General features: G+C 46.0%; 20 protein-coding genes and 1 pseudogene. 9 read left to right on the top strand and 12 right to left on the bottom strand.

What is annotated here, in order from left to right; genetic code table 11:
• Positions 1-230 precede the first annotated feature (230 nt).
• Positions 231-950 (bottom strand): biliverdin-producing heme oxygenase, encoded by a 720-nt coding sequence (locus RAM70_RS05505; protein WP_312672672.1) that lies wholly within the window; start codon positions 948-950, stop codon positions 231-233.
• Positions 951-1460: 510 nt separating this feature from the next.
• Between RAM70_RS05505 and rpaA the strand changes: the two genes are divergently transcribed.
• Positions 1461-2201, top strand: a complete 741-nt coding sequence (gene rpaA / locus RAM70_RS05510; protein WP_002736267.1) for a two component system response regulator RpaA — start codon at positions 1461-1463, stop codon at positions 2199-2201.
• 378 nt (positions 2202-2579) lie between these two features.
• Here rpaA and RAM70_RS05515 read toward each other — a convergent pair whose 3' ends face one another.
• The 3 genes and pseudogenes from RAM70_RS05515 to ylqF form a co-directional block, all read right to left on the bottom strand.
• Positions 2580-4064, bottom strand: a complete 1485-nt coding sequence (locus tag RAM70_RS05515; RefSeq protein WP_045361853.1) for a glutamate synthase subunit beta — start codon at positions 4062-4064, stop codon at positions 2580-2582.
• A 157-nt stretch (positions 4065-4221) separates the two neighbouring features.
• Positions 4222-4410 (bottom strand): annotated as a pseudogene (locus RAM70_RS22885) (hypothetical protein).
• A gap of 31 nt (positions 4411-4441) precedes the next feature.
• The gene (gene ylqF, locus RAM70_RS05520) at positions 4442-5281 is read right to left on the bottom strand and encodes a ribosome biogenesis GTPase YlqF (RefSeq protein WP_045361857.1); all 840 of its coding nucleotides are present in this window, start codon (positions 5279-5281) and stop codon (positions 4442-4444) included.
• A 107-nt stretch (positions 5282-5388) separates the two neighbouring features.
• Here ylqF and RAM70_RS05525 point away from each other — a divergent pair, with 107 nt between their 5' ends.
• Both RAM70_RS05525 and RAM70_RS05530 read left to right on the top strand, forming a co-directional pair.
• Complete coding sequence (locus RAM70_RS05525) at positions 5389-5931, top strand: NUDIX hydrolase (RefSeq protein ID WP_045361858.1); 543 nt, start codon at positions 5389-5391, stop codon at positions 5929-5931.
• 160 nt (positions 5932-6091) lie between these two features.
• On the top strand, positions 6092-7033 hold the full coding sequence (locus RAM70_RS05530) for a hypothetical protein (RefSeq protein ID WP_312675814.1): 942 nt from the start codon (positions 6092-6094) through the stop codon (positions 7031-7033).
• Positions 7034-7079: 46 nt separating this feature from the next.
• On the opposite strand, the gene RAM70_RS05535 is transcribed toward RAM70_RS05530, so the two are convergent.
• A complete protein-coding gene (locus RAM70_RS05535) occupies positions 7080-8021 on the bottom strand; it encodes a TIGR04168 family protein (RefSeq protein WP_312672675.1) in 942 nt (313 codons plus the stop codon).
• Positions 8022-8427: 406 nt separating this feature from the next.
• Between RAM70_RS05535 and RAM70_RS05540 the strand changes: the two genes are divergently transcribed.
• Positions 8428-8625 (top strand): hypothetical protein, encoded by a 198-nt coding sequence (locus tag RAM70_RS05540; RefSeq protein ID WP_012264871.1) that lies wholly within the window; start codon positions 8428-8430, stop codon positions 8623-8625.
• Between the two features lies 1 nt (position 8626).
• Here the strand turns inward: RAM70_RS05540 and RAM70_RS05545 are convergent, their stop codons facing one another.
• From RAM70_RS05545 to RAM70_RS05555, 3 genes are all read right to left on the bottom strand, one after another.
• The gene (locus RAM70_RS05545; RefSeq protein ID WP_312672676.1) at positions 8627-9793 is read right to left on the bottom strand and encodes a cysteine desulfurase family protein; all 1167 of its coding nucleotides are present in this window, start codon (positions 9791-9793) and stop codon (positions 8627-8629) included.
• A 120-nt stretch (positions 9794-9913) separates the two neighbouring features.
• On the bottom strand, positions 9914-10483 hold the full coding sequence (locus RAM70_RS05550) for an REP-associated tyrosine transposase (RefSeq protein WP_312672677.1): 570 nt from the start codon (positions 10481-10483) through the stop codon (positions 9914-9916).
• A gap of 40 nt (positions 10484-10523) precedes the next feature.
• Positions 10524-11054 carry a hypothetical protein gene (locus tag RAM70_RS05555; RefSeq protein WP_312672678.1) on the bottom strand — a complete coding sequence of 177 codons (531 nt, stop codon included), beginning with the start codon at positions 11052-11054 and terminating at the stop codon, positions 10524-10526.
• A 61-nt stretch (positions 11055-11115) separates the two neighbouring features.
• Here RAM70_RS05555 and RAM70_RS05560 point away from each other — a divergent pair, with 61 nt between their 5' ends.
• From RAM70_RS05560 to RAM70_RS05580, 5 genes are all read left to right on the top strand, one after another.
• Positions 11116-11607 carry a helix-turn-helix domain-containing protein gene (locus RAM70_RS05560; protein WP_045359021.1) on the top strand — a complete coding sequence of 164 codons (492 nt, stop codon included), beginning with the start codon at positions 11116-11118 and terminating at the stop codon, positions 11605-11607.
• A gap of 11 nt (positions 11608-11618) precedes the next feature.
• Positions 11619-12185, top strand: coding sequence for an IS630 family transposase (locus RAM70_RS05565; protein ID WP_080754277.1), 567 nt, complete (start codon positions 11619-11621; stop codon positions 12183-12185).
• Positions 12186-12202: 17 nt separating this feature from the next.
• Positions 12203-12595, top strand: coding sequence for a hypothetical protein (locus RAM70_RS05570; protein WP_312672680.1), 393 nt, complete (start codon positions 12203-12205; stop codon positions 12593-12595).
• A gap of 271 nt (positions 12596-12866) precedes the next feature.
• A complete protein-coding gene (locus tag RAM70_RS05575) occupies positions 12867-13688 on the top strand; it encodes a PEP-CTERM sorting domain-containing protein (RefSeq protein ID WP_312672682.1) in 822 nt (273 codons plus the stop codon).
• A gap of 119 nt (positions 13689-13807) precedes the next feature.
• The gene (locus tag RAM70_RS05580; RefSeq protein ID WP_312672684.1) at positions 13808-16030 is read left to right on the top strand and encodes a tetratricopeptide repeat-containing sulfotransferase family protein; all 2223 of its coding nucleotides are present in this window, start codon (positions 13808-13810) and stop codon (positions 16028-16030) included.
• A gap of 317 nt (positions 16031-16347) precedes the next feature.
• Here the strand turns inward: RAM70_RS05580 and RAM70_RS05585 are convergent, their stop codons facing one another.
• The 4 genes from RAM70_RS05585 to RAM70_RS05600 all read right to left on the bottom strand — a co-directional run bounded on the left by RAM70_RS05585 (position 16348) and on the right by RAM70_RS05600 (position 19029).
• The gene (locus tag RAM70_RS05585) at positions 16348-16530 is read right to left on the bottom strand and encodes a type II toxin-antitoxin system RelE family toxin (RefSeq protein WP_253852245.1); all 183 of its coding nucleotides are present in this window, start codon (positions 16528-16530) and stop codon (positions 16348-16350) included.
• A 1-nt stretch (position 16531) separates the two neighbouring features.
• Positions 16532-16813, bottom strand: coding sequence for a hypothetical protein (locus RAM70_RS05590; RefSeq protein WP_159251906.1), 282 nt, complete (start codon positions 16811-16813; stop codon positions 16532-16534).
• 212 nt (positions 16814-17025) lie between these two features.
• Positions 17026-18270 (bottom strand): M23 family metallopeptidase, encoded by a 1245-nt coding sequence (locus RAM70_RS05595; protein ID WP_312672691.1) that lies wholly within the window; start codon positions 18268-18270, stop codon positions 17026-17028.
• Positions 18271-18315: 45 nt separating this feature from the next.
• Complete coding sequence (locus RAM70_RS05600) at positions 18316-19029, bottom strand: biotin--[acetyl-CoA-carboxylase] ligase (RefSeq protein WP_312672692.1); 714 nt, start codon at positions 19027-19029, stop codon at positions 18316-18318.
• Positions 19030-19308 lie beyond the last annotated feature (279 nt).

Below are 19308 nucleotides of genomic sequence, written 5' to 3' on the forward strand. Positions count from 1 at the left end.
TGGGGTGTGGGGTGTGGGGTGTGGGGTGTGGGGTGTGGGGTGTGGGGTGTGGGGTGTAGGGAGAATAAATAAAACAGTCTCCTATCTCCTGTCTCCTGACTCCTATCTCCCGAATCCTGACGACCGAATAAAAAGCAAAAATATAACGGATAACTCTGAAATTAAGATAATAATCATGGCTGACCATCACCCAAATTTTAGAATTTCCGTTTTTTTGGTTTTCTTGACTACTATTCGGCGGTAGCCAATCCAGTTTCGGTGCTGCCGGTGGTGCGACGACGGGTGAGAGTATTAAAGAGCATAATTCCGATCGCTTTGATCAGATTACCTTCCAACTCTTGGAACATTTTCATGTTCATGCCAAAAGCGGCGTTAGCTTCGGTGACAATGCGATCGGCCATGGCTTGATCCACTGGTAACTCGTCGAGGGTTTGACGATAGTGGTTTTTGTAGGCTTTTTCGTCGGGAATATCTTTGAAATCATAGAAAGCCGTGCCACCAGTTTCCAGATTCATCGCTTTTTCGGCGATTTTTTTCAAGATTTGCCCCCCGGACAGATCGCCGAGATAACGGGTATAGGAATGAGCGACTAATAATTCGGGTTCTGTTGTGGCGATTTCCCGAATCCGGTCAACGTAGGCCTGACCTGCCGGAGATAAAGCGATCTCGTTGCGCCAATTTGGACCGTAATAAAAATATAAATCCTGTTCGAGTGTATTTTTGCGATTGAGTTCAGGAAAACAGATTTTAGAAACAACGGGATGACTAGGAAGTTTTTCCATCTCCTCCTCCATGGCCGAATAGACGAAGTAGAGGTTAGCCACCAGTTTGCGATAGGAAGTTTTTTCTACCACGCCTTTGAGAAAACACTTGACAAAACCGACGTTTTCTGCCATGGTGTGGGATTTTTTCGTGCCTTCCCGCAGTTGAGTTGATAAATTAACGCTCATATTATGATCACCTGTTGGGATGAGTAGAATGGATCGGGTTCGTTACAGATGCTTACTAAAACCGTCTATTTTGGTAGATTAAACTGAATTGATCGGTAATTTTATTAAGAATTTTTACAGTACCGATGGGGGAGCTTAGGGGAGAAATTTAGCTCTAGCAGGACTTGACCGCCGGTTAAAACCGGTATCGATCGAGATGGCGCAATTGTAAAGATTAGTGAAAAACTGCTCCCTAGTTGATCTTGGGGAGAGAGAGGGCATAATTTAGCACCAATATCAATTCTTGCTCGACATTCTTCACACTTCTTAGCAATTCTTAACATTCACGAGACTTATATCAGCAAAATTTCACAAATTAAAACCGAATTTAGCAATCATGCTTATAATCAGTACAGGATTCTTTATGTTGTGCTAAACTCAAGCCCTTGAGAGACAAAGCCCTAGGGGCGATGTCAGCGAGAACACATTGAGCAACCCCCTACCCAAACCCTTAGTCATAACACTCTGGTAATGCCCCGAATACTTGTAATCGATGATGATCCTGCAATCGCGGAATTAGTCTCCATCAACCTGGAGATGGCGGGTTATGACGTTAATCCCGCAGAGGACGGGATTAAAGGCCAGGCCTTGGCCGTCCAGTTACAACCCGATTTAATCATGCTGGATTTAATGTTGCCCAAAGTCGATGGTTTTACCGTCTGTCAGCGTTTGCGACGAGATGAACGCACGTCCGACATCCCGATTTTGATGCTCACAGCCTTAGGACAAACCCAAGATAAAGTGGAAGGTTTTAATGCGGGTGCTGATGATTACCTGACCAAACCTTTCGAGGTGGAGGAAATGTTAGCTAGGGTGCGCGCCCTGCTCAGACGCACCGATCGCATTCCCCAAGCCGCTAAACACTCAGAAATACTCAGTTTTGGACCTTTAACCCTGGTTCCCGAACGTTTTGAGGCGGTCTGGTTTGAAGGTGTGGTCAAGTTAACCCATCTAGAATTCGAGTTACTCCACTGTCTTCTCCAACGTCACGGTCAAACCGTTTCCCCCAGTGATATTCTCAAGGAAGTCTGGGGATACGATCCCGATGATGATATCGAGACTATTCGCGTTCATATTCGCCATCTGAGAACGAAACTAGAACCCGATCCCCGCCACCCTCGCTATATTAAAACCGTTTACGGTGCGGGTTATTGTCTGGAGTTACCCACCAATGAACAGGTGGTGCTTGATTCATCGGCGGCAACGGTTTAAACAGGGAGCAATTGTCTAGATAGGCAATAGGGACAATTGTTTCCTCGCTCCTCCTCCTCTTCAGATTGAGAAGGTTTGACCGGCGGTTCGGTTTTGATGGCTATGGCTGAGGCCTCTTTTTGGCCCTGACTATAACCAGGGGAAAACACCCCCAGCAAGTCAGGACAATGGCGGGAGTAACTATGGCTGGCTGAATAAATCTAAAAACCTTGTTGGGTAAGACTTTTAGACCTTTTAGAAATCAAAAAGTACCGCATCTGGGAGTGATCGGGGGGAAAATTCAGGGACTTTTTCCCTGAAAATCGGTAAAACCCTACACCCCACACCCCACACCCCGCCCCCACAAAAAACTTTTTGCCGCAAGTCCTAACTACTGGTCTAAGGTAAATCCGTCGCCCCCATCAAAAAGCGATCGCACTCTCTGGCGGCCCCGCGGCCTTCATTAATCGCCCAAACCACCAAACTTTGACCACGACGACAATCCCCCGCTGCAAAGACTTTCGGTAAGCTAGTGGCAAATTGACCGTGTTCGGCCTTGATATTGCTGCGGGCATCCTTTTCTAAGCCTAAATCATCGAGTAAAGGCTGTTCCGGTCCCAAAAATCCCATAGCCAATAGAACTAACTGCGTCGGGACGAATTTTTCGGTTCCCGCCACCGGTTGGGGGATAAACTGCCCTTTTTCGTTGCGTTGCCATTCCACCCGTACCGTGTGAATCCCCGTCACGTTACCCTCGCTATCCCCCTCGAATTTAGTCGCCGTGGTGGTATAAACCCGGGGGTCATCGCCAAAACGTGCGGCCGCTTCCTCTTGTCCATAGTCCAGACGGTAGATTTTCGGCCATTCGGGCCAGGGATTATCGGCAGCCCGTTCTCGGGGCGGTTGCGGCATGATCTCTAATTGGGTGACGCTACGGCAGTTATGACGCAGGGAAGTCCCCACACAGTCGGTTCCCGTGTCACCACCGCCGATAATTACCACGTCTTTACCCGCGGCCGAGATAAAATCCTCCCCCGGCTGTCCGTCTAATAGTGCTTTTGTATTAGCGGTGAGAAACTCCATGGCGAAGTGAATGCCCTTTAATTGGCGACCTTCGATGTTTAAATCCCGGGGTTTGGTGGCCCCGGTACAGATAACCACGGCATCGTATTCGTTTAATAGGTCTTGGGCGCTGATATCCTTGCCCACTTCCGTGTTACAGACCATTTTTACCCCTTCCTGTTCGAGCATCTGGAGACGACGCAGAACGACTTCTTCCTTATCTAACTTCATGTTGGGGATACCGTACATTAATAGTCCACCGGGGCGATCGGCCCGTTCATAAACTGTCACCCAGTGACCGGCTTTATTTAACTGGTCGGCGGCTGCTAATCCAGCAGGTCCAGAACCGATCACGGCCACTTTTTTGCCGGTACGGATGGCGGGGGGATTGGCAGTAATCCACCCGGATTCCCAACCTTTGTCAATAATCGAACATTCAATATTTTTGATCGTAACGGGGGGATTATGAATACCGAGAACACAGGAACCCTCACAGGGAGCGGGGCAGACTCTACCGGTAAATTCGGGGAAATTATTGGTTTTATGGAGGCGATCGAGGGCTTCTCGCCACAATCCTCGATAGATTAAATCATTCCATTCGGGAATCAGGTTATTAATCGGGCAACCACTGGCCATGCCACTAATTAGCGTTCCCGTGTGACAAAATGGTGTACCACAATCCATACAACGGGCGGCCTGATTGCGGAGTTTATCTTCTGGCATGGGAAGATGAAACTCATCCCAATTATGAAGGCGATCGAGGGGGGTAAGTTCGGAAGGAAGTTCACGCAGGAATTCGATAAAGCCAGTCGGTTTGCCCATAGTCTTTTTTATCTCTGTCGTTTATTCCCTATCTTCCTTCAGGGTTCGATCGATCCCCGCAACTTTACCGATTTCTTTAATCTTATCGGCAGCTCAGTGGACTAACAGGCGGTAATTTTGACAAATTCGGGAATTAACTAGGGCTTGCTGAATAAATCTAAAAACCTTGTTGGATAATGCTTTTAGACTTTTTTTCCCTCAAAAAGTGCCGACCGAGGGATCGGGGGTAAAATTCAGGTACTTTTTCCCTGAAAATTAGGTAACTGACTACCTCAAAATCGGTAAAACCCTACACCCCACACCCCACACCCCACACCCTGCCCCCACCAACAAACTTTTTCAGCAGACCCTAACTATTGAGTTAAAAACAGGCGATTTCAAGAGGAAGGGGGCAATTCTAACGGGATAGCCCCGATGATTCCCTTACGAAAATCATTGAGTAACTGCATGGCTGCCCTTTCTTTATCTTCTTGATATTTGAGATTGGCCAATTTTTCGATAAAATCTTCCCCAGTCATGTCTAGGGTATTCAACCCGTAACGAGATTGTAAAAGTCCTTCATAGTGTAATTCTATTAATAAATCGACAAAAGCCGCCGCTATCCTTTGGTTATCATAACCAGCATCCCCAATATCCTCACAGATAGCTAATTTCACCGCATCCCTTTGATTATCTAAACGGGAAGGAATCACCCCCGGCGCGTCTAATAGTTCTAAGGTGTCGGAAATTCGTACCCATTGTAATTGTCGCGTTACTCCGGCCCTGCGGGCGCTGGCGACGACTTTTCGCCCTAATAAACGGTTAATCAGGGCAGATTTACCCACATTGGGAAACCCGATCACCACGGCGCGCACTGGACGCGGTAACATTCCTCTTGTTTGGCGTTTTTGGTTAATTTCATCGCCAATTTTTTCCGCCGCTTTGATAATTGCTTTAACTCTTTCTCCCTGTTTAGCGTTAGTAAAATAGACGGTTTCTCCTTGACTTTTAAACCATGTTACCCATTGTTGCTGGGCAGATTCGGGAATCATATCGAGACGATTTAAGATTAACAAGCGCGGTTTATTGCCAATCCAATCGTCCACCTGCGGATGATGGGAAGCTAAGGGAATGCGAGCATCGCGCACTTCTAGGACCACATCCACGAGTTTAAGATGTTCCTTGAGTTTTCTTTCCGCTTTGGCAATATGACCGGGATACCATTGAATTAACGACATGGGAGATGGGAGTATAAAATTAAATCTTATCAGAAATAGTCCCTAGATAGCTATAATTATCTGAGAAAAAGTTTAGTAATTTCACTGCAATTATAACAGGATTGTCGATGACTAATTTAAAAAAATGGCAAATTATTAAATCCGAGCTAGTTTTTAATAATCGTTGGTGTCAAGTCCGTCAAGACGCAGTGAAGTTATCCTCTGGACAAGTTATCGACGATTATTTTGTTAATATTCGTCCTGAAATTGTTTTAGTTGTTCCGGTTACTGGGGATAATCAATTGGTTTTTGTCCGTCAATATCGTCACGGAGTTAAGGAAATTTTATTGGAATTTCCCGCCGGGGCAGTAGATGGGGGTGAAGATAATATTACTGCGGCAGCGCGTCGGGAATTCGAGGAGGAAACTGGTTATCAAAGTGATTCTCTAATACCTCTGGCTGTTTTGTACGATAATCCTGTTAAAGATACTAACAGAATTCATATTTTTTTGGCTCTTAATGCTACTCCCACTGGTCAACAAAAGTTAGATATTACCGAGGAAATTGAAGTTATTCTTCGACCTTTACAGGAAATTAATCCACAGGAAATTACCGTCTCTGGTAGTTTGGCTGCTTTCTATTTAGCTAGGGATTTTTTAAAGCAAAATTAAGGAGTTATAGCAGTTATATTCATGGGGAGGTAGGAAGTTTTCGTTTATTCCCACTTCCCCACTTCCCGCTCTCCTACCTCTGCGCTTTTCTCTACTGTTTGAACAGGATTTGTATTACTTTAAGTTTTATTTTTTTCACTTGTCTATGAGTAATTTTTTGATGATTGCTGGCTTTATTCTATCAGCTTATGCGATTGTTGCCAATGATTCCCTACAAACTTTAGGTACTTTTTTAAGTGCCAATGAAAAACATCCCTGGTGGATTTTATGGCTGTACACCAGTATAATCTTAGCCTCGATTTTTATTGCTGGTTGGTACATTAATCAGGGAGATGTGGCTTATAATCGACTAGAAATGATTCCCTTCCCAGAAACTTTTACTTGGATTTATATCGTTCCTCCCCTAGCAATTTTAATTCTCACCACTTGGGGAATACCCGTGAGTACAACCTTTTTGGTTTTAACAGTTTTTGCTCCCCAATCTCTAGATGAAATGTTAATTAAATCTGCGTGGGGTTATGCTATTGCTGTTATAGTGGGGTTAGTCATCTATCGAATTATTTATCGATTAGAAAACTTTTTCCTAGAAACAGTTAATAAAGAACCTCAAAAAATCTGGGTGGTTTTACAGTGGTTATCTACTGGGTTTCTCTGGAGTCAATGGTTAATGCAAGATTTTGCTAATATTTTCGCCTATCTTCCCAGAAAGTTAGCGGCAACATGGTTAGTTTTATCTCTAACAGTTATGCTACTCCTGCAAACCATCATTTTTATTAATCACGGTGGTCAAATCGAGAAAATTGTCACTAGCAAAACTAACGCCCATGATCCGCGTTCTGCAACAATTATTAACTTAATTTATGGTCTAATTTTACTGTTTTTCGTTGGCTATAATCATATTCCCATGAGTACCACTTGGGTATTTTTAGGTTTATTAGGAGGTCGAGAAATTTCTCTGACTTTAACCAGAGAAAAACCTAATTTAGCAGCCACGGGTAAATTGGTTTTAGGGGATGCCTTGAAAGCTTTTATCGGTATGATTGTTAGTGTTACTATCGCTCTTGCTTTACCTCTACTCGCTCAAAAACTTAACTATCTATAGGAAGTGGGGTGTGGGGTGTGGGGTGTGGGGTGTGGGGAGATGTAAATTAAGAATAACAAGATTGGGGAGATAGGCGATCGATTGATGACCCGGAGTGATAAAGTTTTCTATTGCTGATAATCTCGAAATTATCGTTCAACCAGATTAAAGATGCTTCTGTGACTAGACCTTCTTCAAGAGTGACTAGGGAAAAATTGCGAGATTTACCCGTATCAGAGTGGAGAATGCGAGGGACACTAGCAGCATTCAGATAAACGGTTCCCATCTCGGAAGTGACCACGGGATTGCGTAAACGGGAAGTAGTATGACGGAGACGGTGGTGCATATGACCGAAACTGACGAGAGGAACCTGTTTTCCTAATAGCTGTGCTTGTGCGATGGCCGCTGCTAAATCCGGATCCCCGTGGTCCCCTCCCAAAGGTTGCCAATCGCGACCACAGATAGCTTCCGCTTCCTTTCCCAGTCCGGCTGGACCATTGTGACCTAAAAAAATCAGGTTATTATAGGCAGTATCTTGAATATTAGCGATAATTTTGGCGGTAGATTCGGCAAAACTGCTGATATTATAGCGTTCTTGCAAAAATTCCCCATTTTTCCACTCGGAACCTCCCCAAGTAAAGGGACGACCCCCAACAATCGAAAGCTCTAAACTGGGTAGGTCTAGTTTTGAGTAACCCACATGAGCAACCCCTAATAATTCTAACTGGGCGGTGACACGATCTTCTTGATTGCGATCATAGGGACATTGTTTTCGTCCCCAGGGGGTGGCGCTATACCAAGCGTCATGATTACCGAGAATAACGGCTTTTGGTAAGGACAAACTGGCAATCCGACCGACAATTTCTAGGGATTCATTGCCAAAATCGCCCACAAATAGGGCTAAATCCACTTGTAAAGCTTCTAGAGCTAAATTATCTTCTATTTCCCATTGGTCGTGAACGTCACCGATGACGGCGATTTTATAGGTGCGAGGGAAAGAACTTACCATTACCAGTTATCAACTATCATTTATCAGTAACGATCATAACTAGGGTTTGCAGCAAAAAGTACGGGCGAAGCATTCGGATAGAAAATCTCCGGTTTCAGCGATAGGTTATTGCCCGAATGCTTCGCCCCTACAGGACGCGGGCCGATGAAGACGCAAGGTTTTGAACCACGATTCTCTCAAAATCTTGCATCTGTGGGAGCGAAACAGAACCCTAAAACCCTTACCTCGTCTATATTTCACATTTATTCAGCAAACCCTAACTAGGATTGGTAGTCGAAAACCGTGGGCAAGAAAGAGAGATTTTTTCTCAAATTACCAATGAAAAGGTAAAGATTTAAAACAAAGTTACCCACAGTCATCGGTTTGTTTGTAAATTTAGATACAGAATTATCAGGGTGATCTGTGTATGTCTTTACTACAATACCGCACTACTGCCGTTGTTACTTGCCCCCAAGCAAACACATGGGTACAACTCAGAATGCTTCCCTCTCCATACAGCTTTGATGAAGCACTACTACTCTGTGAACAGGATCAGGGCCGTTGGGTGGCATGGATTCCCGATTTTGGCGAAATTATCTTGATTGAAGGACAATTTGAGGGATAAACTAACTCTTGCTTACAATTAAAGCAGATAAACAGCGATCGATCACTTGTTTTAATACTAGAGCCGTCCAATCAATATCGGCGGCGCTGGTGTCCCTTCCCAGGGTTAAACGAATTCCCGCTAGTGCCTCTCGATCGCTGTAGCCCATAGCTTTTAAAATTGGACTAGGGGAAAGTTTGCCACTATGACAGGCGGATCCAGAACTAATGCCGATTCCTGCTAAATTAAGCTGACGAACTAGCTGTTTTCCCGTGATTCGACTGTCATCGTCCGGACGGACAATAAAGCTGACGTGGTGGGGTAAACGATAGAATCGGTCCCCCGTGGGCAGCAGATAAGGATAATCGGCTAAGAGGTCAAATAATCGATCTCGTAGGGCTATTAAACGCATTTTTTCGCTAATTAAGTCTTTTTGGGCTAATTCGGCCGCTAAACCGAAAGCTGCGATCGCTGGTACGGCTGGGGTTCCCGATCGCAGGCCTTTTTCCTGACCACCGCCCCGCAGTAATGGTAAAATATCGACACCGGCTCTAATGTATAAAGCTCCCGATCCTTGCATTCCATAAATTTTATGGCTGGAAAGAGATAATAAATCTACGGGCAGTTTCCGCACATCAATGTCGCATCTTGCCGCCACCTGCACCGCATCGGTGTGAAAAAGAACTCCCCTTTCCCTGGCAATGCTGCCCAATTCTTCAATCGGTTGTAGGGTTCCCACCTCGCTTTGTCCGTAAATAATGGAAATTAAGACCGTATCGCTTTGAATTGCGGCTTTTAGGTCTAAAGGATTCACTCTACCTTGACGATTGACGGGAAGACGAGTAATTTGCCAACCTTGCTGCTCTAATTGTTTACAGGGTTCAGCGATCGCCGAATGTTCCACACTAGAAATAATTATATGACGGGGGCGGTTATACTGTTGAGCAACCCCGATAATCGCTAAATTATCGGCTTCTGTGCCGCCAGAAGTGAAGATAATCTCGTCCGGATTGGCATTAATTAACCCTGCTACCTGTTCTCTGGCCATTTCGATGACTGTTGCCGTATCCTGTCCCCAAGTGTGTAAACTGGAGGGATTGCCCCAATGATGCCGGAGAATAGTGGCAACCCGCTCGATTACTTGGGGATGAGTGGGGGTAGTGGCACTATAGTCAAGATAAATTTGCATTATTTTACAATCTGAGAAATGAGAGTCAAGACAGGCAGCTATTCTCAGTTTAGCCGTTTAAGAGATTAGAAAGCGGGTTTCTTGAAGAAACCCGCTTTCTTTAAGAAAGGGGGTTTCTACCTACTCATCTAACAACAGCCCCTTTAACTCTGGAGAGATGACATCTATATCCATCATCATAAATGAACGACAAGCAGCCATCGAGCCTAACGCCGCCACGATACTTTCCAGATTGGGTAGTGTTCCTTCTCTCCATCCCACATATTCGCGAAAACTGGAGAATTCCCATTCCTGTGGCTGACTTACCAAACCCGCTTTCACTGGATTACAATGAATATACCTCGACAAATTTAATAAATACTCTGTATCATTTACTAGAATTGCCTGAAACCGCCCTTGAAACAATGAGCCAACTCGCCCATATCGCCGATTTATGGCTTTGGTATAAGACAGGGAAAAGGCTTGCATTGCCGCAGAAAGCTCGGCTTTTTTCAGCTGTATTAGCAGGTGATAGTGGTTGGGCATCAAGCAATAGGCAATAACATCTAACGTTTCTAGCAGATATTTACGCACCAATCGCAGAAAAAAAAGATAATTTTCTCGCTCAAAGAAGATATCTTGACGGTTATTGCCGCGATTATAGATATGGTAGTATTGTCCTGCTTGAAAGATATTCTGACGATAGGGCATATTTATCTTATCTCTAGAAAACAGCTTTCTCTGGCTTATTCTAAGCTAAGAGAAAGCGGAGAAAGCGGGTTTCTGGATTGATGATGAGAAACCCGCTTTCTGGGTTGATGAGAAACCCGCTTTCTGAGTTGATGATGAGAAAGCGGGTTTCTGGGTTGATGAGAAACCCGCTTTCTGAGTTGATGATGAGAAAGCGGAGAAAGCGGGTTTCTGAGTTGATGATGAGAAACCCGCTTTCTGGGTTGATGAGAAACCCGCTTTCTGGGTTGATGAGAAACCCGCTTTCTGAGTTGATGATGAGAAAGCGGAGAAAGCGGGTTTCTGAGTTGATGATGAGAAAGCGGGTTTCTGAGTTGATGATGAGAAACCCGCTTTCTGGGTTGATGAGAAACCCGCTTTCTGGGTTGATGAGAAACCCGCTTTCTGGGTTGATGAGAAACCCGCTTTCTGGGTTGATGATGAGAAAGCGGGTTTCTGAGTTGATGATGAGAAACCCGCTTTCTGAGTTGATGATGAGAAAGCGGAGAAACCCGCTTTCTGGGTTGATGAGAAACCCGCTTTCTGATACCAATTCTCCAAAATCTGACTACAAATAGTGTAGAATATCATCTTAGTAGAGTTAAAGGAAAAATATGGCAGGAGTTTCTAAGATAGAAATCAGAGAAAGCGAAGCAGAACTCAAGGAACTGCTCAGACAAGAAAAAACTGGTTCAGGAAAAGAAAGAATACAAGTATTGTACTTATTAAAGACAAAAAAGGCAAAAACGGTGACAGAAGCCGCCGAAATGATCGGGAGAAACAGAGTCACCGTACAAGATTGGGTAGGAAAATACCGTCAAGGGGGATTAGAAAAATTATTGTCGAAAAAAGTGGGTACAGGAAGACCAAGAAAAGTTCCCCAATGGGCAGAAAAAGCCTTAGAAAAAAGATTAAAAGAAAACCAAGGGTTTGATAGTCAGGTCGAGATTTGTGAATGGTTAGAGAAAAAAATAGGGATAAAAGCAAAGTATAAAACCGTTCATAAATTAGTATATTATAGACTAAAAGCGTCACCAAAAATAGCGAGACCAAAAAGCCTAGAGCAGTCAGAAGAAAGGTTAGAGTATTTTAAAAAAACTTCTTAGAAAACCTGGCAATGCTGAGTTGGGTGGCAATGATAATGATGGGATTAGAGGGAAAAATTCGCTTTTTATGTGAAGATGAAACTCGAATAGGACTGAAGACTATCAGTGGCAGAAAAATCACAGCAAAAGGGATAAAACCTTATGGGAAGGTGCAGTGGAAATTTCAAGCAACTTATATATATGGAGTGGTAGAGCCGAAGACAGGAGAGCATTTTTTTTACGAATTCACTCATTTAAACAGTCAATGTTTTCAGATATTTTTAGAGTTAGTTGCTGAACATTTTGCCGATAGTATTTTAATCATCCAGTTAGATAATGCTCGATTTCATAAGGCGAAAAAGTTAAAAATTCCCGACAACATTATACTGATATTTCAACCGCCCTATTGCCCTGAATCCAATCCAATTGAACAGATTTGGCAATACTTAAAGAAGGGATTGAGATGGAAATTACCAGCTTCTTTAGATGAATTAAGAGAATTAATTACCGAGAGACTGAAAGTTATGACCCAGAAGGTAATTGCTTCGATTACAGGACGTGCTTATATTCTTGAGGCTTTATCTGTAGTCGGTATTTAGAGAATTGGTATGAGTTGATGAGAAACCCGCTTTCTGGGTTGATGATGAGAAAGCGGAGAAAGCGGGTTTCTGAGTTGATGATGAGAAACCCGCTTTCTGGGTTGATGAGAAACCCGCTTTCTGAGTTGATGAGAAACCCGCTTTCTGAGTTGATGATGAGAAAGCGGAGAAACCCGCTTTCTGGGTTGATGATGAGAAAGCGGGTTTCTGAGTTGATGATGAGAAACCCGCTTTCTGGGTTGATGAGAAACCCGCTTTCTGGGTTGATGAGAAACCCGCTTTCTGGGTTGATGAGAAACCCGCTTTCTGAGTTGATGAGAAACCCGCTTTCTAAAGATTTTATTAAAATGTATCATAAGATACAGTTCGGGGGGGGAGATGGTAGTTTCGGAAGCGAGCTTTACGCTTAGGTGGCGCAGTGACTTGACCCGACTGGAAAAATCTGCGGTCGCAAACAAATTTATCGTTATCTTAATGAAGCAATCATGAATACAAAACTAAAAAATAGCGCCTTCGACAAGCTGAAACTGGCACCCATCGCCCTAGCGGCGGGTGCAGGCATGATGCTGGCTGCGGCTGCCCCCGCACAAGCGGCAGTGGTCAGTCTGAGTCAGACGGTGACTCAGGGGGGGGGTTGTATATTTTACTATCGACAACAGCACTGTCACCACTCCCCTTCCCGTGCTTCCCGGTGCAACGGGAAGCAGTGCCTATGGCATAGGTTCTGCGACGACTGTCGGCGGGCGAACCGATGCCTTTGACGGTTTCGGTGGCATCACCGTCAACGGAGCAGCCTTCAACCAGCCCAATGACGAGGTGGATCTGACCACCACTGGGGCGGGAACCTTCCTCAACACCATCAGCCCCCTCAACCTCGGCGGCATCAACACCAGCCTGGACTACTTTATGAGTGCTGACAGCCCCACTCTGCGGGTGTTTGGTACCTTCACCAACACCACCGCCAATCTCCTCTCAGCCGAGATCGCCTATGGCGGTAACTTGGGTTGTGATAGTAATTGTACGATTGAGGACAGCAGCACGGGAGACAACGCCTTCCAGTCGGCTCTCGACCGTTGGTTCATTACCTCTGATGGTCCAGCTGATGACGATCCCTTTCTAACTTTCGTGCGCTTCGGGCCGGGGGGGCAACTTGCCTCTTCCACGCCGGTGGTACCGAGTGAGGACTTTAATAGTCGTTTAGATGTCTTTGCGGATATCTGGACTTTGAGCCTTGCCCCTGGAGAGACTAAGAGCCTGATGTGGTTCGTTAACTTTAACGATAGTTTAGCCGCTGCCCAGGCAGGTACTCCGGTTTTCAATGACTTGAGTACCTTGGGAGCCGCTGGCTTGCTGGCGGGTTTGTCCCCCACCCAGATTGCGGGAACTGCCAACTGGGCGCCACAACAGCCACCGGCTACTACTCCCGAACCTTCCAGCCTCATAGGATTGGGAAGTTTACTAGGTTTTGGGTTGTTGTCTAAGATCAAACGAAGAAACCCTTAAAGAAAACGGGTTTCTTAAAGAAACCCGTTTTCTTTAGAAACCCGCTTTCTTTAAGAAAGCGGGTTTCTGGGTTGTTGATGAGAAACCCGTTTTCTGGCTTATGCTATAACCATACTACTATGCGCTCTAAATCTACAAAAACAACCGGTATAACCATTGAAACTGGATTCGATCGCCTGCGGACAGGTCGCCTTCAGGAAGCGGCGGCGATCGCAGATCAACTCCTCAGCAGTAATCCCAACCATCACGGCGCTCTCAACTTATCGGGATTGATTGCCCTCAACCAAGGAGAAAAAGAACAAGCCGTCCGACTATTACAGAGAGCAGTAAAACTCAACCCCAGCGAACCGATTTACCAGTGCAACCTAGGCGCCGCTTACCGCCAGAGTCACCGCTATAACGAAGCAATTTCCGCCTGTCAAAAAGCGCTCAAACTGCGTCCCAACTACCCCAATGCCCTAACTACCCTTGCCAGTACCTACTTTGCCTCGGAGCAGTACCAGGAGGCGCTGACAACCTACGAACAGGCGCTCGCGATCGCCCCAGAACAGGCTCTACTGCACGCCTACCGAGCCGATGCCTTGCGGGAATTAGGGCGGATTCGTGCGGCGATCGAGGCTTACGAACAAGCCCTCCATCTGTCTCCCGACTTACCCCACGCCATGGGCAATTTTGGACTAACTTTATTGGCAGTCGGGCAACCGGAACGCGCCCTGGAATATTGCCGCCGGGCTACCGAATCCGAAGGGAAAAATGGTCAAGCTTGGATGAATTTGGGAACCGTCTTCCGCACCTTGGGACAGTTGGAAGCGGCCATGGATGCCTATGGCAAAGCTTACGATCTCAATCCCGATTCTGCCATGCTCTGCACCCTGATCGGTCAGATTTGGCAGGAAGTCAGCGAATTGCCACAGGCTCTCACTTGGTACGATAAGGCCCTGGCAATTGAACCAGATCGCCTTGATAGCCTCTGTGCCTTCGCTGGGGCAATTCTCGACTTAGGGGATAGCGCCACCGCCATCACTCGCTACCAAGAAATTATCGAGCAGCATTCCGACTATGGCGAGGCCTATTCAGGACTCAGCCAAGCTCTCTGGGAAGATGGCGACGCAGAAGAGGCAGTCGCGGTGGCCTATCGAGCAGTAGAACTCAAGCCCGAAAATGCCAGCTTGCGGGCGCATCTAGCCAGCATTCTCGCCTCTGCTGGGGATGTGGAAAGCGCCAACGCCGCCAACCGCGAGGCCCTGGCCGTCAATCCTAACTGTATTCCCGCCCTGGTCAATTTAGCCCAGAATTTGCGGGGAAAACTGCCGCCAGAGGATGCTCAACAGATGGAGACATTACTCGAAGCCAAGTGGGCCAGAGAAGGCACACAGTCGGCGCTTCATTTTGGCCTCGCCCACTACTACGACGGTTGTAAGAACTACGCCCAGGCCGCCACCCATGCGATCGCTGCCAACAAACTACACACCGCCTACAAGCAGGAGCGAGGTTGGGATTACAATCCCGATGATTATGCCCAATATATCGACCAATTAATCGCTCACTTCACCCCCGAATTTTTCCAGCGCACTCAGGGGATGGGCAATCCCTCCACCGCCCCCGTTTTCATCGTCGGGATGCCCCGCAGCGGCACGACTTTGACGGAGCAGATTCTCGCCAGCCATCCCCAAGTATTTGGGGCCGGTGAGCGCAACTTTGCCGGTAATTGCTTTAACAGCCTACCGGCACTGATGGGGCATCCCGGCAGTACAACCGTCTGGAACTGCCTCCAGCAGCTTGGTCAACCCCAGATTCTTCACCTGGCCGATTGGCATCTGGCACAGTTAGAACAACTGCTTACCAAAGCAGGGACAGAGAGGGAGAATATCCAGAGAATTGTCGATAAAATGCCCGACAATTACAGTCTTTTGGGCTGGATTGTCACTGCTTTTCCCAATGCCAAGATTATCCATTGTCGCCGCGATGTGCGGGATGTGGCGGTTTCCTGTTGGATGACTCAGTTTAAGTCTATTCGCTGGGCGTTCGACTTAACTCATATTGCCGAACGCATTCGGCAATATTGGCGGATTATGGAACATTGGCGGCGCGTTTTACCAGTTCCCATGTTGGAAATTGACTATGAGGAAACGGTTGACCAGCAAACGGCGCAAACGGTTCGGCTCCTGGATTTTATCGGATTAGAATGGGATGATGCTTGTATGCAGTTCCATAAAACCGATCGCTTAGTGCGTACTGCCAGTGTCACCCAAGTAAGGCAACCGATATACAAGCGATCGGTTGAGCGGTGGCGCAGTTATGAAGATGCCCTACAACCTCTGCTCGAAAGGTTAACCATCTAAGCTACAGCGTTTCCCATAACTGCGAAATGTTTAGGCATCAAATGGGGTTCAAATACCCGAAATAACCGCCTATTAGGGTTCTCAGTCCAAAATTGGGAGCTTCAAAAACCTTGCATTACCACTTTTATAGTACATAAATTAGTACAAAAAAGAGGACAACAAAGCCTGAAACTCCTGCCTCCTGACTGATACTAAATCCAGTTATTAAAAACTGATTATTTATTCTCCGTTTTGCCGTTCGGCAAAAGCTCACGGCCGAAGCCTTTTGCATGAGTAGAAAACGGGTTTCTCGAAGAAACCCGTTTTCTGTGCGTTACTCAGTCTCCAACCCGGAAGCGATACTTCCCAGCAAATTCTCCCTTTAATGCTTTAATTTGAGGGTGATTTTTCGGTGTTTCTTGAAGGAGTTTTAAACACTTAGCAATCTTCTTTTTTAAGATTGGATCCGCTTCAGAATAAACTTTATTTGCTTTAGCTGTCAAACGGACTTTATAAGTCATCTCAGCTTTCCCAATCAATGAGGCAACCTGATTGTAAATCCATTTCAGCTTCTTTCAAATGTTCCATAATATTCGGGATTGCTCTAATTTCTTGCGTTGCCTTTTCACTTTCTTTATCTGACAAATAAGCGGCAAATTCTAGAATCATCTTTAAATTTTCTACTGATAGGGTTTGTATATATTGTTGAATCTTTTGCTGCATTAAATCGACCTGTACTAATGTTTCAGAATCTAAAAAATCTTCTAGAGTCGAGGGATTTACTTCAACGTCAGTTAGAGTCATATTTAATCAAGTGCTTCTCTCAAGTTTATTATTTGTATCTTAGCGTGTATCCTGTCTCCCGTCTCCTGTCTCCTGACTCCTTACCCCACAGTTAACTTTATTTTTGTCCAACTACTTAAGACTGCGAATGTATGAAAACGCATCAATTGGGCAAAAGCTCAACGATGCGTTTTTAAGCTCCAAAAACCGCTATGGTTGTCAGCCAAGACCAATTAATTCTGATTAGGGTCAGTGGCTGCGGCCATTTGCATTCTCTGCACCAGATTATCGAGGGCTAATTCTAGATGTAAACCGGCATCTACGGCGGTCCAACCCTGTTCGGTTAGGTGTCGCCATTCAAAGTGTAGGTGCGGACCGGTAGAAAGTCCCGTACTACCCACACGACCGATAACCGCCCCCTGTTCCACCCATTCTCCCGGTTTGACAGTAATTTCCGAAAGGTGGGCATAACGAGATTCTTGACTACCATCGAGGTGACGTAAAATCACCGTTAATCCGTAACCTCCTAACCAGTCGGCGGTGGCCACTTCCCCTGCGTAGGCGGCTAATACAGGTGTTCCCATCGGTGCGCCTAAATCAGTACCCGCGTGCATGGCCCGATTCCCGCTGACCGGATGATTTCGCCACCCGAAAACCGAGGTAATTTGGGCGGGAAGGGCGAGGGGAAAGAGTAAATCCGTGCGTTGAGTTGGGTTAGAATCCGTGGGACTTAAACGGGTGGCCCGCTCATAGGTGGTTGCTTCGCTGATTGCTTCCACTTCTGCGCGAGTCACCGGGGCCAAAGCCAATTTTACGCCATTCCATTCCGGGGGATTGAGAGCTACCACCTGACTTGGAATCACCGTCGGGGCAGCCAGACGTACCGGGGCGCTAGAAGCGACGAGAGTGGGGGCATAACGACCCAGGGAATTATTAGCGATAACCGGCTGATTTCGGGGCTGCCGTCCTACTCGCACAGCCGGATTAGGATTGAGACGCACCCGGGCCAGATTAACCGGGGGTAAGGGTTTGGCCACAGTGCTGACCGGCTGACGACGGGAAGACCGGGCCGCCAGATTACAGCTACCTCCTACCAGTTGACCATTTTGGGCGATGGTTTGGCAACCACTGCGGCGCTCGGTGACAACAACGGAACTGGGGGGGTTAAAGTTTCTAGTATCGATAAAATTATTTTTACCGCCGGCCCGGGGGGCAAGGGTAGGCATATCGGTTTGATGGTTTTCGGGGATAGCCAGACGGGGGGCAGGATTAGTATTTTCTTTGATAACGGGGGCTTTCAGAGTCGGGGCGGCATTTTCCACTACCGGGGTTTCGCTGCCAGTTTCGGAATTAGCGATCGCATTGGGAGCAAGAGTAATCAGACCGCTGATTACTAAACCGAGACCACTGCATAAACTCAGCTTCTTTTTTAAGGATTTTCCTAGAAAAAGTTTCAATATCACCGATGAAGGATACATAGGGCGGCCTCACTTCTCACAGTTTAGTCAAAAAAATATTTAGACTCAATTATAGCCGAGACTAACCCTACCGGCCGGTATATAAATTTCGCTACTGGCATTGTCCGAAGTGAGTTTAACTTTTAATTCTCCTCGATCGCTTACCCCGGTTATTATGCCCTGATAGCCCTCAAAAGCTATCTTTTGACCAAAATTGGCAAAAAACTCTAAATAAGAGGCTAATAAGGCTTTTATGCCGTGATTACAGTAATATTCATAGCCGTATAGGATAGCATCGCTGGTGAGAGAGGTTAACTGAGCGATCGAGGTAATTTTATTGCCAGTAAAAGCCTGTAAATTAATACCCGTGGGGGGGACAGGATTAGACCAATTGAGGCCTACTCCGATGACTGCTTGCGGGATTTTTTGACCCTGAATACGGGTTTCTAGGTTAATTCCCCCTAGTTTGCGCCCTAGTAATACTAAATCATTCGGCCATTTGATTTTAACAGGTATTTCCTGACAATTCAGCTGATGAGCGATGCCCCAAACTGTAGCGAGAACGAGATGGGCAGATTTATCCACCTCTAAATCCAGATTTAACGCCAAAGATAAATATAATCCTCCCGGTTCAGAAATCCACTCCCGTCCCCATTGTCCTCTCCCGGCACTTTGTTGACTAGCAGTCACCACAAAAGGCGGATTTTCCCCCGATTCTAATAATTGCCACGCTTTAGTATTAGTGGAAGGTAATAGCTCAAAGTGATGGATTTTGGGCATAAATTGGAAGTGGGGAGTATTTTCAGTGATCAGTAAACAGTAATCAGTGACCTGATACTAAATCCGTTGAGTATAGGCTAAATATCAGGACAGGCAAAAGGCAAGAGGCTTCGGCCGTGAGCTCAGCCGAACGGCAAAAGGCAAAAGAGGGAATAGATAATCAGTTTTTAATAACCGGATTGAGTATGAAAACTGACATCTGATCACTGATAACTGAATCACTGATAACTGATCACTGATAACTGATAACTGACCAAAAGCTTGGATTGAATGATCAAG

The sequence above is a fragment of the Microcystis wesenbergii NRERC-220 genome (assembly GCF_032027425.1).
Classification (GTDB): Bacteria; Cyanobacteriota; Cyanobacteriia; order Cyanobacteriales; family Microcystaceae; genus Microcystis; species Microcystis wesenbergii_A.

Coding starts and splice junctions, on each gene's coding strand:
- RAM70_RS05525 (WP_045361858.1), top strand. CDS start 5,389: ATGACTAATTTAAAAAAATGGCAAATTATTAAATCCGAGCTAGTTTTT.
- rpaA (WP_002736267.1), top strand. CDS start 1,461: ATGCCCCGAATACTTGTAATCGATGATGATCCTGCAATCGCGGAATTA.
- RAM70_RS05565 (WP_080754277.1), top strand. CDS start 11,619: ATGCTGAGTTGGGTGGCAATGATAATGATGGGATTAGAGGGAAAAATT.
- RAM70_RS05580 (WP_312672684.1), top strand. CDS start 13,808: ATGCGCTCTAAATCTACAAAAACAACCGGTATAACCATTGAAACTGGA.
- RAM70_RS05560 (WP_045359021.1), top strand. CDS start 11,116: ATGGCAGGAGTTTCTAAGATAGAAATCAGAGAAAGCGAAGCAGAACTC.
- RAM70_RS05515 (WP_045361853.1), bottom strand. CDS start 4,064: ATGGGCAAACCGACTGGCTTTATCGAATTCCTGCGTGAACTTCCTTCC.
- ylqF (WP_045361857.1), bottom strand. CDS start 5,281: ATGTCGTTAATTCAATGGTATCCCGGTCATATTGCCAAAGCGGAAAGA.
- RAM70_RS05590 (WP_159251906.1), bottom strand. CDS start 16,813: ATGACTCTAACTGACGTTGAAGTAAATCCCTCGACTCTAGAAGATTTT.
- RAM70_RS05545 (WP_312672676.1), bottom strand. CDS start 9,793: ATGCAAATTTATCTTGACTATAGTGCCACTACCCCCACTCATCCCCAA.
- RAM70_RS05600 (WP_312672692.1), bottom strand. CDS start 19,029: ATGCCCAAAATCCATCACTTTGAGCTATTACCTTCCACTAATACTAAA.
- RAM70_RS05505 (WP_312672672.1), bottom strand. CDS start 950: ATGAGCGTTAATTTATCAACTCAACTGCGGGAAGGCACGAAAAAATCC.
- RAM70_RS05530 (WP_312675814.1), top strand. CDS start 6,092: ATGATTGCTGGCTTTATTCTATCAGCTTATGCGATTGTTGCCAATGAT.
- RAM70_RS05595 (WP_312672691.1), bottom strand. CDS start 18,270: ATGTATCCTTCATCGGTGATATTGAAACTTTTTCTAGGAAAATCCTTA.
- RAM70_RS05540 (WP_012264871.1), top strand. CDS start 8,428: ATGTCTTTACTACAATACCGCACTACTGCCGTTGTTACTTGCCCCCAA.
- RAM70_RS05585 (WP_253852245.1), bottom strand. CDS start 16,530: ATGACTTATAAAGTCCGTTTGACAGCTAAAGCAAATAAAGTTTATTCT.
- RAM70_RS05570 (WP_312672680.1), top strand. CDS start 12,203: ATGAGAAACCCGCTTTCTGGGTTGATGATGAGAAAGCGGAGAAAGCGG.
- RAM70_RS05535 (WP_312672675.1), bottom strand. CDS start 8,021: ATGGTAAGTTCTTTCCCTCGCACCTATAAAATCGCCGTCATCGGTGAC.
- RAM70_RS05550 (WP_312672677.1), bottom strand. CDS start 10,483: ATGCCCTATCGTCAGAATATCTTTCAAGCAGGACAATACTACCATATC.